Here is a 15,106-nt window from a genome sequence, read left to right as displayed (position 1 = left end):
TCCTTGTTCAGTCGTGAAAAGCCGCGACCGTGTCGCGACGGCCAAGCATGAAGGCATCGGCCACGTGTTGCAGCGGGCGCAGGTCCATATCGGAGTCGCCTGCTGCGATGAGATCGGCAAAACGGGCATAAAGTCCGGGATATTCGCCGGTGTCCTCAAGCGCCTGTTTCGTATCGTCGATGTGAAGCGTCGCGCCGCCATCCGACAGGCGCAGCGTGCCATCCTCGGTCTGGACGGTGATATCCCAAGTCTGCGGGCCCTCTTGCCGCCAATCGAAATCGGCGGTCACACGCAGATCATCAGGTCCGGAGAACGTGAGGTCAGCAGCGATAGGTGTATCACGATTTTCCGGGAAAGCCAAAGTTGCCGAGATCAGGTGCACCGGGTCCGGCAGGATTTCAGTCATGATCGACAGGGCGTTGATGCCGGGGTCAAACACGCCCATGCCGCCCGCTTCCCAGATCCAGTCCTGACCGGGGTGCCAGCGGCGCACATCTTCCTTCCAGATGATCTCGACCTTATTCAGCTTCCGCTCTGCCAGCCAGGCCTTGGCCTGCGCAACCCCGGCAGCATAACGCGAATGCCAGGTTGCAAACAGCGTGACACCCTGTGCGGCGGCAAGATCCGTCAGGGCCAGTGCCTCGGACACCGTGGCACCGGGGGGTTTTTCCAGCATGGTGTGCTTGCCAGAGAGGATTGCCTTTTTGGCAATCTCAAACCGGGGCAGCGGGGGCATGCACAGCGACAGCGCGGTGATGTCCGGCCGTGCGTTCAGCAGCGCGTCGATGTCTTCGTGGTTTTCCACGCCGTCGGCGCCGCCAGAACGGCTGACCGTTGCGGCCAACTCAAAAGCATCACTGCCCGCAATGGCCGGGATGTGCTGGTCGCGGGCAATCTTGCCCACGCCGATGATGGCAAGTTTAGTGAGAGTCACGAGGTACCTCGTTTCCGCGCTGGCCTTTCAGGACTTCGAAATCCGCGCCCGTGTCGGCCCCTTCGACATTGTCGACGAACATCTTGGAATAGCCGCTCTTGAATTGCGGCACCGGCGGGACCCAGGCAGCCAGACGCGCGGCAAGTTCCTCGTCCGGGATATCCAGATGGATGCGCCGTGCTGGCACGTCAATCTCGATCATGTCGCCGGTCTGCACCACGGCCAACGGGCCGCCAGCCGCAGCTTCGGGTGCTGTGTGCAGGATCACCGTGCCATAGGCGGTCCCTGACATGCGCGCATCGGAAATGCGGACCATATCGGTGATGCCCTTTTTCAGGACCTTGGGCGGCAGACCCATGTTGCCGACCTCGGACATGCCGGGATAGCCTTTGGGCCCGCACATCTTGAGCACCATGACGCAGTTTTCATCGATATCCAGCGCGTCGTCATTAATGCGCGCCTTGTAGTCATCGATATCCTCGAACACCACGGCACGGCCCTTGTGCTGCATCAGATGCGGGCTGGCGGCAGAGGGTTTCAGCACCGCGCCCTTGGGGGCAAGGTTGCCCTTGAGGACCGCTATACCACCCGAGGCGGCCAGCGACTTTTCGACCGGCAGGATCACATCCTCGTTCCAGTTCTTTGCCTCGCTGACCTCGTCCCAGATGGCTTCGCCCGACACGGTCAGCGCATCCTTGTGCAGCATGCCCGCTTCACCCAGACGTTTAAGAACGACTGGCAAGCCACCGGCATAAAAGAATTCTTCCATCAGATACTTACCCGACGGCATGAGGTTCACGATGGTCGGCACGTCGCGGCCCAACCGGTCCCAGTCATCCAGCGTCAGATCCACCTCGACCCGGCCGGCAAGCGCGAGCAGGTGGATCACTGCATTGGTGGACCCGCCGATCGCGCCATTGCAACGAATAGCATTCTCGAACGCCTTTTTCGTCAGGATATCAGAAGGTTTCAGGTCGTCCTTCACCATCTGCACGATGCGCCGTCCGGTCAGTTGTGCCATAACGCGGCGGCGGGAATCTACGCCCGGAATAGCCGCATTGCCCGACAGCGCCATCCCCAACGCCTCGGCCATGCTCGCCATTGTCGAGGCCGTGCCCATGGTGTTGCAGGTGCCCGATGACCGGCTCATAGCCTGCTCTGCCTCAAGGAAATCTTCCTGAGTCATCTTGCCCGCCTTGATATCCTCGGACATCTGCCACAACGCCGTGCCCGACCCGACCCGTTCGCCCCGGAACCAACCGTTCAGCATCGGACCGCCGGTCACGACAATCGACGGGATGTCGGTCGAAGCCGCGCCCATCATCAGCGACGGCGTGGTCTTGTCACAGCCCACCAGCAGCACGGCGCCGTCAATCGGTTGGGCGCGCATCGTTTCCTCGACCGCCATGGCGGCCAGGTTGCGATACATCATCGCCGTGGGGCGGTAGGTGTTTTCCGAGGCCGAGAACACGGGAACCTCAAGCGGAAAGCCACCGGCTTCCCACACGCCAGCCTTCACCTTTTCGGCCAGCTCACGCAGATGGCCGTTGCAGGGCGTCATATCGGACCAGGTGTTCAGGATGCCAATCACCGGCCGCCCGTCAAACAGATCATGCGGATAGCCTTGGTTCTTCAACCAGCCGCGATGATAGATATTGTCGCGCGAGGTGCCTCCGTACCATTCCTGAGAGCGCAGACGACGGGGCCATGTGGCGGGGGTAAAGGACATCTCGGCTCCTACAATGTACGCACGGCGACGGGTGTCGTCGCAAGGGCGGTGGTGGCCAGCGGATTGCGCAGCGGCAGACCAAAGGCGGGCGCGCTGATTTCAAACAGATCGCCGTTCTGGGTGCGGATCCCGTCGCCAAACGACAGTGTCGCAGTGCCGAACATGTGGATATGCACATCACCCGGCTGGCAGAACACGCCATATTTGAAGTGGTGATGTTCCAGATTGGCGATGGTATGGGACATGTTGCCCTCACCCGACAGGAACGGCTTTTCAAAGATCGTGGTGCCGTCGCGGGTGATCTTGCTTGTGCCTTCGATACTGTCGGGCAGATCGCCGATGAACAGCTCGGGGCCGACAGAACAGGGGCGCAGCTTGGAATGGGCGAGGTAAAGGTAGTTCTGCCGCTCCATCACATGATCCGAAAATTCATTGGCAAGGGCAAAGCCCAGCCGGAACGGCGTGCCGTCCGCGCCGATGATATAGAGGCCGGCCAGTTCCGGCTCTTCTCCGCCATCCTCGGCACAATCGGGCGAGGTCAGCGCATGGCCGGGGGCGATCAGCGCATGACCGGTGCCCTTGTAGAACCATTCGGGCTGCACGCCGATGCCGCTGGCGGGTTTGCCACCTTCGACCCCCATGCGGAACATCTTCATCGAATCCGTCTCGTCCTGCGGTGCCTTGGAATGCATCGCCGCGCGTGTCGAGGCAGAGCCGAGATGCGTCAGACCGGTGCCGGTCAGATGCAGATGCGCGGGATCGGGGTGCAGCAGCGGTGGCAGCAGATCGCCCGCCGCATAAAGCGCCTCAAGATCGACCGCGCCATTCAGGCCAAGTGCGGCGATACGGTCGCGCAGGGTGTCGCCTTTTGCGGCGCAGTCCATAGCAAGCTCATAAAGCGAGAGGTCGGTTTTGACCTCAAACGCCTCGGTTCCGTCACGGGCGACGATCTGGATCTGGCCATCAGGCTTGCGATATTGGGACAGGAGCATGGTTTCAGCCCTTCTTCTTGTTCATGACGTCAAAGATAACGGCGGCAAGCAGGACAAGACCCTTGATGCATTGCTGCCAGTCGATACCGATCCCGAGGATGGACATGCCGTTGTTCATCACCCCCATGATGAAGGCACCGATCACGGCGCCCACCACGGTTCCAACGCCGCCGGACATGGACGCACCACCGATGAACACTGCCGCGATCACGTCCAGTTCGAACCCTGCGCCCGCCTTTGGCGTCGCTGTGTTGAGGCGCGCCGCGAAAACGAGGCCAGCAAGTGCCGCGAGCACACCCATATTGGCGAAGGTCAGAAAGGTCAGTTTCTGGCTGTTGATCCCCGACAGCATCGCCGCCTTTTCATTGCCACCGATGGCATAGATGCGGCGCCCGATGGTGGTGCGCGACGTGACAAAGGAATAGACCGCAATCAGCAGCGCCATCACGATGAACACATTCGGCAGGCCGCGGAAATCGGCCATAAGGTAGCTCATATAAACCAGCGCGATGAAGATCAGCCCGTTCTTGGCGGCGAAGAATGAAAACGGTTCCTCAATGCTGCCGGATTTTGCGGCCTCGGTGCGGTTGCGGATTGCCAGAACCAGGATCAACGTCGCGACCAGCACGCCAATCAGCAGCGAGAAGAGGTTAAGGTCAGCGCCCCCCAGCAAATCCGGGATGAAACCCGAGGCAATCAGCTGGAACTGTTTGGGGAAGGGGCCGACGGACTGACCGGCCAGCAGCCACAGGGTCAGACCCTTGAACACCAGCATGCCTGCAAGGGTCACAATGAAGGACGGGATGCGGAAATAGGCCACCCAGAACCCCTGCGCCATGCCGATGATCGCGCCTGCCACAAGGCACAGCAAACCGGCGATGAAATAGGGCACGCCCCAGTTCACGATCATCACCGCCGCCAACGCGCCGACAAAGCCCATGACCGAGCCGACGGACAGATCGATATGCCCCGCGACGATGACCAGCAGCATGCCGATCGCCATGATGATGATGTACGAGTTCTGCAGGATCAGGTTGGTCAGGTTCACGGGTTTGAGCAGGATACCCCCTGTCGCTACCTGAAAGAACGCCATAATGGCGATCAGCGCAAAGAGAATGCCGTATTCGCGCATATGGCTGCGCAAAAAGGCAATGGGCGATTTGACCGCGACCGGCGTTGGCTGGGTATTTGTGGTTGTCTGGGTCATGTGCGATCCCCCGATCTGATGATGGTCGCCATGATCTTTTCCTGGCTCGCCTCAGCGGTGGGCATTTCCCCCACGAAGCGGCCTTCGTTCATGACATAAAGACGATCCGTGATGCCCAGAAGTTCGGGCAATTCGGACGAGATGACGATGATCGCCTTGCCGGATGCGGCCAGATCGCGGATCACCGTGTAAATTTCAAACTTGGCGCCGACATCGATTCCACGGGTCGGCTCATCAAGGATCAGCACATCGGGATCGGCAAACAGCCATTTTGACAACACGACCTTTTGCTGATTGCCACCTGACAGGTTCACGGTTTCCTGTTCGATGGAACTGGATTTTATGTTCAGCCGCTTGCGGTACAGGTTGGCGACATCAGCCTCTTTCGTGCGGTCCACGATCACGCCGTTTGCCACACCTTCAAGATCGGCCAGCGGCACGTTGCGCCGGATCGTTTCGTCCAGAACCAGCCCATAGGTCTTGCGATCCTCGGTCGCATAGGCAAGCCCTGCGTTGATGGCGCGCCGGACGGTGGACAAATTCACCTCTTCCCCGTTGATCAGTGCCGTACCGGAGATGTTCTGACCATAAGAGCGGCCAAACAGCGACATCGCCAGTTCCGTACGCCCTGCCCCCATCAGCCCGGCGATGCCCAGAACCTCGCCCTTTTTCACATGAAAAGAGACGTTCTTGACCACCTGCCGGTCATTGTGCAGCGGATGGGTCACGCACCAATTGCGCACTTCCATCGCCGTCTCGGCCTGAATTTTCGGATCGCGCGCCGGATAGCGATCATCCAGTGACCGGCCCACCATATCGCGGATGATGCGGTCTTCGCTGATCCCCTCGCGGCAATCCAGCCTCGATACGGCCGATCCGTCGCGGATCACTGTGATCGTGTCGGCGACACGCGAAATCTCGTTGAGCTTATGCGAAATCAGGATTGAGGTGATGCCCCGGGCTTTGAACTCTAGCAGCAGATCCAGCAGCTTTTGACTGTCGGTTTCGTTCAGGGACGAGGTCGGCTCGTCCAGGATCAGCAAGCGCACGTTCTTGGACAGCGCCTTGGCGATTTCGATCAGCTGCTGCTTGCCCAGCCCCAATGTGTCGACAAGAGTCTCGGGGTGTTCCTTCAGCCCGACACGGGCCAGCAATTCGGCGGCGCGCCGGTTGGTTTCACGCCAGTCGATGATGCCCTTTGACGCGCGTTCATTGCCCAGAAAGATATTTTCGGCCACCGACAGCAACGGCACCAGGGCCAGTTCCTGATGGATGATGATGATCCCGTCCGCTTCGCTGTCAGAAATACCACGAAAAGCCTTGATCTGACCGTCATACACGATGTCGCCGGTATAGCTTCCATGGGGATAAACCCCCGAAAGCACCTTCATCAGGGTCGATTTACCGGCACCGTTTTCGCCGACCAGCGCGTGGATTTCACCCTCTTCCACCGACAGGCTGACCTGATCCAGCGCTTTGACTCCGGGGAATTCTTTGGTGATCGCGCGCATTTCCAGAATGACAGACAAAGGCTTGTCCCTCTTTGAGCGTCTTTAAAAAAGGGTTCCTGCCCGCCCGCATGAGCAGGGCAAGAACCAGGTTGACCGTGGCGCGGGATTATTGCACCGCACCACCGACAGAGAGGCGATTACTCGATCTGGTCGCGGGTATAGTAACCGCTGTCCAGCAGAGTCGCTTCCCAGTTTTCCTTGGTAACCGGAAGCGGTTCAAGCAGATAGGACGGCACGACCTTGACGCCATTGTCATAGGTGGTGGTGTCATTGATCTCGGGTTCTGCATCACTCAGCAATGCGTTGACCATGCCAACTGTGACACGGGCCAGTTCGCGGGTATCCTTGAAGATCGTGGAATACTGCTCGCCCGCGATGATAGACTTGACCGACTGGATTTCGGCATCCTGACCAGAAACGATCGGCATCGGCATATCGCCCGAGCCATAGCCCACACCCTTGAGCGAGGACAGGATACCGATGGACAGGCCATCATAGGGTGACAGCACGGCGTTCACCTTCTTGTCGGTGTAATTGGCCGAGAGCAGGTTATCCATCCGCGCTTGCGCCACAGAGCCGTCCCAGCGCAGGGTGCCAACCTTGTCCATGCCCATCTGACCAGAGGGGATGACCACATCGCCTGCATCAATCATAGGCTGCAGGACGGACATCGCACCATTGTAAAAGAAATAGGCGTTGTTGTCGTCCGGACTGCCGCCGAACAGTTCGACATTCCACGGTTTTTCATCCGCAAAGCGTTCGTTCAGCCCATCGACCAGCGTGGTTGCCTGCTGCACGCCTACTTTGAAATTGTCGAACGTGGCATAATAGCTGACATCACCACTGTCACGGATCAGGCGGTCGTAGGCGACAACGTCAATGTCCGACGCTGCGGCATTGGCCAGAGCGTTCGACAGCGTGGTGCCGTCGATGGCGGCGATCACCAGAACATTCACACCTTTGGTGATCATATTCTCGATCTGTGCCAGCTGGTTGGGAATGTCGTCATCCGCATACTGCAGGTCGGTGGTATATCCCGCCTCTTCGAACTGCTTCACCATGTTTTCGCCATCGGCAATCCAGCGGGCAGAGGATTTTGTGGGCATCGCGATGCCGACATAGCCCTTGTCCTGCGCGAACGCGGCTGAACCGAGGGCAACCAAAGCTGTGGTTGCCAGTAAAGTCTTGAATCCGTTCATGTCTTCCTCCCTCGCGCAGCCCTGTCCCTATCTCCTTCGGGTCAGGTCCGTGCAGTCATGTTCGGCAGAATCTTCCGGGGGAATCCTAAATTTGATTCCATGTCCGGCGCTCTGCTGGGCGGAGGATGACGAGTAAGGACATTGCAATCAAATCAGAAATTAACTTAATGATATAGCTATACTGATATATCTTTTCCGGAGACCTCATGGAAAAACCGATGTCGAAGAAGGGCGCAACCGCCAAGCTGATGCAACGCGGGCTGCGCCTGCCCCAGCTGCGCCTGATGATCGCGCTTGAGGACACCGGCCAGATTTCTGGCGCGGCGACGCAGATGGGGATGACCCAGCCCGCCGCGTCCCGCCTGCTCGCAGAGCTGGAAAAAACGTCACGTGTGAAGCTCTACCAGCGGCATGCGCGCGGCATTCTGCTGACGGAGGCAGGACAGATCCTCGCACGCAGGGCCCGGGCAACGCTGCACGATCTGGACAGTGCGTTTGAGGATATTGCGCTGCTCAACTCGGGCGCGCGCGGGCTGGTCAGAATCGGGACGGTGACAGGTCCGGGGCTTGAAATCGTTTTGCCGATCATCCGCGAAATCCGCGTCATTTACCCAGAGATCGAATTCAACGTTCTGGTTGACACTTCGGACAAGCTGGCCGAGGCATTGCTGGGCCATGATCTGGATTTTTATCTGGGCCGCCTGCCCGCCTCTCTGGATCCGCGCGCCGTGACGTTGCGCCGGATCGGAACCGAACCGATTTCGCTGGCGGTCCGGCAGGGGCATCCGCTGCTGCGGCATGACAGCCTCAGCCTTGCCGACTGTCTGGCCTATGACTGGGTGATGCAGGCGCCGGGCGGATTGATGCGCCTGACGGCGGAAACCTATCTGCTGGAGCGCGGCCTGCGCCCGCCTGCCCGCGTTCTCAGCACCTCGTCGCTGCTACTGACGCTGGGACTGATCAGCGACACCAATGCCATCGCGCCAATCGCCACCTCTGTGGCCGAACTTTACACCAGCGCCTCGCGACTGGGCAGCACGATCCGCACGCTGGATTTGCCCGAGGATATTCAGGTGGCCGCCTATTCCCTGATCTGCCGCAGAGAGACCGAGCAAAGCCCCGCCGTGCGCAAGGTGCTGGCCCAAATCGAACAGCGCCTAGATCAGATGCCGCTCTCTGGCGTTTCCAGCTGAGGATGAGGCATTCTGTCTGAACCCAAGCGGTTGGCCGCCGCGATGCAGTTTGCCACATCCCGGGTCAACGGCCAATCACCGCCGACGATTGCCCCCACCTGCGCGGGATTTGGCCCCTGCAGCGGCAGGGGCTTTCCACGCAATGCGGCCAGGGGGTAGTCCTGCCGCATGACCTTGCGCGAAACCCTGTCTGGCGGCGGCGCTTATGATCCTGACACCGACCCTTTGCGTGACGGCCGATGCCGTGCAGGCCAATCTGCGCGCAGCCGCACTGGCGCGTCAGTTGCTGGCAGGCAGCGGTGCACCGGCGGTTTCGGTCGCCCTGTTGCAAGGCGGGCGACGTGGACTGGCGGCGATGGGTGAAAGGGTGCGCGGCACCGGAATCGATGTCACCCGGCAGGACCTGTGGCAGATCGGATCAAACGCCATATCCATGACGGCCATGCTCGTGGCGCGGCTGGTTGAAGCGGATGTGATCCGGTGGGAGGATACGGTTGGACAGCTGATGGGGGATCTGGCGCTGCATCAAGATCTGGTTGATGCAACCTTTGAAATGCTGCTTTCCGATCGCTGCGGACTTTCGCGCCCTGCAGGTCCGCGCCTGACGCGCGCCTTCAGCGCCGTACGCGGCGCTGAAGGCGCAGAGCGACGATGCCAGAAGTTGCTAATCCGACGCGGTACCGCCTTGAGGCATTCAGACGCGGGCCATGTCGTCGTCGCCGCCATGCTGGAAGCGGCGACCGACCAAAGCTGGGAAGAGCTGATCACCGACTGGGTTTTCGAGCCGCTGGCGCTGGAGACAGCAGGCTTTGGGCCCTCGGGCCCTGCAAAAACGCTTTGTCAGCCGCGGGGTCATGGCGGCCCCTTTCCCTGGTCGCGCCGGGCATCGGTGCCCGATGCGGATGAAATCGCCGTCATGGGCCCTGCGAGCGGGATACATCTAAGCCTGGCGGACCAGTTGCGCTACCTCAGCGCGCATCTGCGCAAACCAGAGGCTTTTCTGAACTCAGAAAGCTGGCAAAAACTGCACCGGGACGCTGCGGGTCAAGGCCATGCCATGGGCTGGGACATGCGCAATGGTTCGCTCTTGCGACACACCGGATCGCACCGCTTCTGGTTCAACCTTGTTCTGATCAACCCGTCGGAAAAGAGTGCGCTTGTTCTGGCGCTGAACACCGCCCCAACCGCCCGCGTCAGGCACTCCGCGCAACGCGCGGCGGCGAGCTTTCTGTCACAGAGCTGAGTGGGTTCAATGTGCGGCGGTAGAGCCGTCCTTCTTGCCGCCAAAGACCGCCCCCCACAGTGGTGCCACCACTTTCGTGCCGATGGGAATCAGCACGATCCCCAACAGCACACCCAGAGCACCATCCATAGCTGCGGTCGCCGTCCACTGCGCAGCCCCGCGCAGGTTTTCCGGCACCATTCCAGCCACAGTGACGGCGGCGTGATGGATCACCTCTTCGGGCATATGCCAGCCGATTTCGCCCAGACCATGCACGACAATCGACCCGCCCACCCAGAGCATGGCCGCCGTGCCGACGATGGTCAGCGTCTTCATCAGCACAGGCATTGCCTTGACGATCCCGCGCCCAATCGTGCGGGTGATCCCGAACCGTCCGACCTGTGCCAGCCAGAGCCCGATATCGTCCATCTTCACGATCAGCGCGACACTGCCATAGACCGCGACGGTGATCATCACGCCAACGACCGCCAGTGTTGCCGCCTCCATCCAGAAGGAACTTTCGGGAATGGCCGACAGGGCAATGGTCATGATCTCGGCAGACAGGATTAAATCGGTCTTGATCGCGCCCTGCACCTTTTGCTCCTCAAGGTGCGTGGGGTCGGTGATCACCTTCTCAGTTCCCGCGTCATGGCCATCGCCGGGGAAGAGCGCGTGAAAGATCTTTTCCGCGCCTTCAAAACATAGATAGGCACCCCCGACCATCAGAAGCGGCGCGATCAGCCAAGGGGCAAAATTTGCCAGCAGCAGACCGACGGGCAGCAGATAGACCAGCTTGTTGATCAGTGATCCGCGGGCGATCTTCCAGATGATGGGCAGTTCGCGCGCAGGTTCAAAGCCATGAACATATTTGGGCGTCACGGCAGCATCATCGATAAGAGCACCGGCCGCCTTTGACCCGGCCTTCACCGCCTGCCCCATCACGTCGTCGACCGAGGCCGCCGCAATCTTGGCAATGCCAGCCACGTCATCGAGTAGCGCAAGCAAACCGCTCATACCTGATCCTTTCCTGTCCCGTTGCGGGACAACCCCACGGCATTGGCCGAGGTTCCGAAAAACACATAGCGCCCCGGCCCATGGGCGGCCAGCACGAGGCATCCCCCCGCGATGGCCCAGTTCTTGACAAAGATGCTCATCTGCCAGGGATCGTCGGGAATAAAGTGAAATATGCTGGTGAACATGCAATAGGCCGCAAGGGATGCCGCAACCGGGCGAACCGCAATCCCGAGGATCAGCGCAATCGCGGCAACGGCATCGTAGATCAAGGCGGGCCAGACCAGCAGATAGGGCAATCCCAGACCGCTCAGAAGCGCCCCCGCCGCATCCGGATCAATCGCTTTCTGCACCGCACCCGCTGCAAAAAGCATGGCGATCAGCAAACGGCCCGCAAGCACTGCAATTTCTGACATCCGCCCCCCCCCTTTCAATCACCCCCCTAGTTAGCGCAACCTCACGGCGGATGCGATACGCAACTGCCGACAGGTTGCCGCGATGCGCATGCCGGATCTGTAGCCTGTTCGTCATGAAAAGCCGCTATCTGGTGCAAAAGCCCCGGCGAGAGCGGCCTGAACCCAAGTTATAGAACGTCCATTTCAGGGTGTTCTGCCACCCCAGGCCTATTTCGCAGCCTGACGCCCCGACGCAGATGTCAACCAACGGAAGCTGCACAAAGCAGCCCCCGTCTGGGAAAGGACCCCCTCATGACACGCACACTCGCCCTTGTGCTCCTGCTCACTGCCGGCGCCGTTCAGGCGTCTGAATCGGTTGTTCTGGACACCGCCAAGACACAGGAAATCACCTCTTCCCTGACCGCGCAGGGCTATGAGGTCCGCCGCGTCGACGTCGAGGACGGCATGTTCGAGGTCTACGCCCTGAGAGACGGAAAGAAGGTCGAACTCTATCTGGATGCCGCGATGAACGTTGTGCGCACCAAGACAGCCGACTGACTCAAAGGCACGGATCCGGCACCCCGGGTCCGCGCCCGCCCCCATCAGAGGAATATCCGCCATGCTGCATCATCGTATCTGGGACCCCTTCCTTCGGGTCTTTCACTGGGCGCTTGTGATCGGGTTTGTCGCAAATGCCCTGTTCACCAATCCCGAAAGCACCCTGCACCATGCTTTGGGCTATGTGATTGGCGCACTGATCGCGCTGCGGCTGATCTGGGGTGTCTTCGGGCCGCGTTCGGCCAAATTCTCGTCCTTCGTGCCATCCCCTTCTGCAGTAATGGGCCATCTGTCCGACATCGCCACCCGGCGCAAAAAGGTGCATCTGGGGCATTCTCCGCTTGGTGCGCTGATGATCCTGAACCTGCTGATCAGCATTTCGGCCGTTGCTGTCACCGGCTACATGCTGACGACCGATGCCTATTGGGGCATGGGCTGGGTCGAAAACCTGCACGAAACACTGGTGGTTTGGGCCGGAGTGTCGGTGGGTGTGCATGTGGGTGCCGTAATCTGGGAAAGCCTGCGCACCGGCGTCAATCTGCCCCGGGCCATGATTACGGGTGTCAAAGACATTCCCGGAGATGCTAACATCGTTCCATGACGGTTCCGAACAAACGCGCGCCCGCCTCTCTTGTCATCGTGATCGCCGTGCAAAGCATTTGCGCGGCGTTTTATGTGGCGGATGCCGTGTTTGACGGGGTGGATGGTGGCTGGGCAAACCTGATCCATGGCGAGATGGTGTTTGAGGCCATCGCTTCGCTGGCCCTTATGGCTGCCGTCGTCATCGAAACGCGGCTCCTGATGGATCTGCTGAGACGCGAGGCGCACCTGGAACGACAGGTCACCGCTGCCACGGGCGCCTTTCATGACGTCATCGAAGAACATTTTCACCTCTGGGCACTGACCCCGTCCGAGCAGGATGTGGCGCAGTTCACGATCAAGGGCATGAGCATCAGTGAAATCGCCGTGCTGCGCGGATCCGCCGAGGGGACAGTGAAATCGCACCTCAACGCCATCTACCGCAAGGCCGGCGTCACGGGGCGCGGCGGATTGCTGAGCCTGCTGATCGAGGATCTGCTGGGCGTGCCCCTGCTGGAGCGTTCTGGCGCCGATACGCTGTGACTGCAGGCCCGGAGCGGGATGCAATCCCCTGCCGCAGGACATATTTCGGCCGACTGCTGCAGGCGAACGTCATGTTTGCGCAGGTCATCGCGGGTTATCCGCTTTACGCGCTGGACCATCTGCTGTTTCTTCGCAACAAGGTCATTGTCCTGCAGAACCGCTTGGCGTTTCGCCGCCTTGCGGGCATCAGGACTCAGGGCCGCCGCGTGAGCCGCGCGGACCATTTGATTGCGAGCGGTAACAGAGTTTCGGACTGATCGGTCCGGCCGCTGAAACGAAAGAAGGAGGGATTTTTCCCATGACCACCAAGGTTGCCATCAACGGATTTGGACGTATCGGGCGCAACGTGCTGCGCGCCATCATTGAATCAGGCCGCACCGATATCGAAGTCGTCGCGATCAACGATCTCGGCCCTGTCGAGACAAACGCACATCTGCTGCAATACGACAGCGTGCATGGCCGTTTCCCGGCCCAGGTGAAGACCACGGAGGACACAATCGACGTGGGCCGTGGCCCGATGAAGGTGACCGCGCTGCGCAACCCGGCAGAGCTGCCCTGGGGTGACGTCGATGTGGTGATGGAATGCACCGGCATCTTCACGTCCAAGGAAAAGTGCCAGGCACACCTGCAGAACGGCGCGTCGCGCGTGCTGATCTCGGCCCCCGGCACCGATGCGGACAAGACGATTGTTTACGGTGTGAACCATGACACGCTGACAAAGGATGATATCATCGTCTCAAACGCGTCCTGCACCACGAACTGCCTGTCCCCCGTCGCCAAGGTGCTGAACGATCTGATCGGCATCAAGCGCGGCTTTATGACCACGATCCACTCCTACACCGGTGATCAGCCGACGCTCGACACGATGCACAAGGATCTTTATCGCGGCCGCGCGGCTGCGCTGAACATGATCCCCACCTCGACCGGAGCGGCCAAGGCCGTGGGTCTGGTGCTTCCGGAACTAGCGGGCAAGCTGGACGGCGTTGCCATTCGCGTTCCCACCCCGAACGTGTCGGTTGTTGATCTGACATTCGAATCTTCGCGCGACACCACGATTGCCGAAATCAACGATGCGATCCGCGCCGCCGCTGATGGCCCCCTCAAGGGCATCCTGGGCTATACCGACCGTCAGCTGGTCAGCATGGATTTCAACCATGATCCGCATTCTTCGATCTTCCATATGGATCAGACCAAGGTCATGGACGGCACCATGTGCCGCATCCTCAGCTGGTATGACAACGAATGGGGTTTTTCCAACCGCATGGCCGACACAGCCGTTGCGATGGGCAAACTGATCTGATGAAAACTGCGGCAGCGGGGACAAGGCGTCCTTGCTGTCGCAGACACGCATCGAAGGCAGGATCTGCACGCTCTGGGGGGATTTGCCACAGACAGGCGCCTGCCGGTCCATCCTGCAGTGTTCGCACACGACGCCTTTGGCGGCGCGCATATCAGGGCAATTGGGTCCATAGAACTCCCTTGAAACTCATACTTATCAAAACCGGCGGAAACGCGATTTTCACGCATCCGCCGATCCTGTTAGGCGCTCTTGCGCCGCGGCAATCCGACCTTTCCCTGAAACCTTTGCAGATCGTCTTTCGCCTTGGGATCTTTGATCCTGATGTGCAAAGGCGTTTCAGTCGGCAGAGTTGCTAGTCCGTATCCCCGCCAATCGCCGCCCGCGCCGAAGTATAACCCACCGCTGCCAAAGGCAGAGGTGCTACGGATACTGGCGGAGGTGAGGAAAGTGGTGCGACTGAAGAGGTCGCAAGCTGCATTTCAAATGCAGAGGGCATGCGCCCCGTAAGTCCCAACGAGGACCTTGCAGCGTTAATTGCATCGTCAAAAGCGGCCGTTTGAGCCACCTGTTGCGTTTGGGCCGGATTTTTCCCTGCCCTTGCGACAACGTCACCGATTTTCAAGCTGTCCATCAGGATTCTCCTGTGTCTGGTGCCGCCTGTTCTACCTGTCAGATTTTAAGAAACGCTGAATCTAGCCCTGCATTTTCTGCATGGCGGCATTGGAGTCACGTC

At 60.0% G+C, this 15,106-nt stretch carries 15 protein-coding genes; 7 read left to right on the top strand and 8 right to left on the bottom strand.

From position 1 onward, the window contains the following. Window positions 1-7: 7 nt before the first annotated feature. The 6 genes from P775_RS08625 to chvE all read right to left on the bottom strand — a co-directional run bounded on the left by P775_RS08625 (window position 8) and on the right by chvE (window position 7,572). Entirely contained in the window at window positions 8-934 is a 927-nt protein-coding gene (locus P775_RS08625) for a Gfo/Idh/MocA family protein (RefSeq protein WP_099910600.1), read from the bottom strand. After that, on the bottom strand, window positions 921-2,663 hold the full coding sequence (araD, locus tag P775_RS08620; RefSeq protein ID WP_099910599.1) for an L-arabinonate dehydratase: 1,743 nt from the start codon (window positions 2,661-2,663) through the stop codon (window positions 921-923). Before araD ends, P775_RS08625 begins: the two co-directional genes overlap by 14 nt. Window positions 2,664-2,671: 8 nt before the next feature. Beyond that, window positions 2,672-3,655: an AraD1 family protein gene (gene araD1, locus P775_RS08615; protein WP_099910598.1), complete on the bottom strand. Its 984-nt coding sequence runs from the start codon at window positions 3,653-3,655 to the stop codon at window positions 2,672-2,674. Window positions 3,656-3,659: 4 nt separating this feature from the next. Continuing rightward, complete coding sequence (gene mmsB, locus P775_RS08610; RefSeq protein ID WP_099910597.1) at window positions 3,660-4,862, bottom strand: multiple monosaccharide ABC transporter permease; 1,203 nt, start codon at window positions 4,860-4,862, stop codon at window positions 3,660-3,662. Further along, window positions 4,859-6,391 carry a multiple monosaccharide ABC transporter ATP-binding protein gene (mmsA, locus tag P775_RS08605; RefSeq protein ID WP_099910596.1) on the bottom strand — a complete coding sequence of 511 codons (1,533 nt, stop codon included), beginning with the start codon at window positions 6,389-6,391 and terminating at the stop codon, window positions 4,859-4,861. Before mmsA ends, mmsB begins: the two co-directional genes overlap by 4 nt. Window positions 6,392-6,510: 119 nt before the next feature. Then, the gene (chvE, locus tag P775_RS08600) at window positions 6,511-7,572 is read right to left on the bottom strand and encodes a multiple monosaccharide ABC transporter substrate-binding protein (protein WP_099910595.1); all 1,062 of its coding nucleotides are present in this window, start codon (window positions 7,570-7,572) and stop codon (window positions 6,511-6,513) included. A gap of 218 nt (window positions 7,573-7,790) precedes the next feature. Here chvE and P775_RS08595 point away from each other — a divergent pair, with 218 nt between their 5' ends. Further along, window positions 7,791-8,765: a LysR family transcriptional regulator gene (locus P775_RS08595; RefSeq protein ID WP_218967651.1), complete on the top strand. Its 975-nt coding sequence runs from the start codon at window positions 7,791-7,793 to the stop codon at window positions 8,763-8,765. Window positions 8,766-8,970: 205 nt separating this feature from the next. Beyond that, on the top strand, window positions 8,971-10,008 hold the full coding sequence (locus tag P775_RS08585; RefSeq protein ID WP_099910592.1) for a serine hydrolase domain-containing protein: 1,038 nt from the start codon (window positions 8,971-8,973) through the stop codon (window positions 10,006-10,008). A gap of 6 nt (window positions 10,009-10,014) precedes the next feature. Here the strand turns inward: P775_RS08585 and P775_RS08580 are convergent, their stop codons facing one another. Next, entirely contained in the window at window positions 10,015-11,001 is a 987-nt protein-coding gene (locus P775_RS08580; RefSeq protein ID WP_099910591.1) for a DUF808 domain-containing protein, read from the bottom strand. Further along, window positions 10,998-11,414, bottom strand: coding sequence for a DoxX family protein (locus tag P775_RS08575; RefSeq protein ID WP_099910590.1), 417 nt, complete (start codon window positions 11,412-11,414; stop codon window positions 10,998-11,000). Before P775_RS08575 ends, P775_RS08580 begins: the two co-directional genes overlap by 4 nt. Before the next feature lie 291 nt (window positions 11,415-11,705). Here P775_RS08575 and P775_RS08570 point away from each other — a divergent pair, with 291 nt between their 5' ends. The 5 genes from P775_RS08570 (at window position 11,706) to gap (ending at window position 14,373) form a co-directional block, all read left to right on the top strand. Further along, the gene (locus tag P775_RS08570; protein ID WP_099910589.1) at window positions 11,706-11,951 is read left to right on the top strand and encodes a PepSY domain-containing protein; all 246 of its coding nucleotides are present in this window, start codon (window positions 11,706-11,708) and stop codon (window positions 11,949-11,951) included. A 61-nt stretch (window positions 11,952-12,012) separates the two neighbouring features. Further along, on the top strand, window positions 12,013-12,552 hold the full coding sequence (locus P775_RS08565; RefSeq protein WP_099910588.1) for a cytochrome b/b6 domain-containing protein: 540 nt from the start codon (window positions 12,013-12,015) through the stop codon (window positions 12,550-12,552). Next, complete coding sequence (locus P775_RS08560) at window positions 12,549-13,073, top strand: helix-turn-helix transcriptional regulator (RefSeq protein WP_099910587.1); 525 nt, start codon at window positions 12,549-12,551, stop codon at window positions 13,071-13,073. The genes P775_RS08565 and P775_RS08560 overlap by 4 nt, the downstream gene beginning before the upstream one ends. 71 nt (window positions 13,074-13,144) lie before the next feature. Beyond that, entirely contained in the window at window positions 13,145-13,330 is a 186-nt protein-coding gene (locus P775_RS08555) for a hypothetical protein (RefSeq protein ID WP_099910586.1), read from the top strand. Window positions 13,331-13,371: 41 nt separating this feature from the next. Continuing rightward, window positions 13,372-14,373: a type I glyceraldehyde-3-phosphate dehydrogenase gene (gene gap / locus P775_RS08550; RefSeq protein WP_099910585.1), complete on the top strand. Its 1,002-nt coding sequence runs from the start codon at window positions 13,372-13,374 to the stop codon at window positions 14,371-14,373. Window positions 14,374-15,106: the final 733 nt, after the last annotated feature.

The sequence above is a fragment of the Puniceibacterium antarcticum genome, from assembly GCF_002760615.1.
Taxonomy (GTDB): Bacteria; Pseudomonadota; Alphaproteobacteria; order Rhodobacterales; family Rhodobacteraceae; genus Puniceibacterium; species Puniceibacterium antarcticum.
The sequence above is the reverse complement of the archived record's forward strand: the minus strand, read 5'-3'. Positions and strand labels throughout refer to the sequence as shown.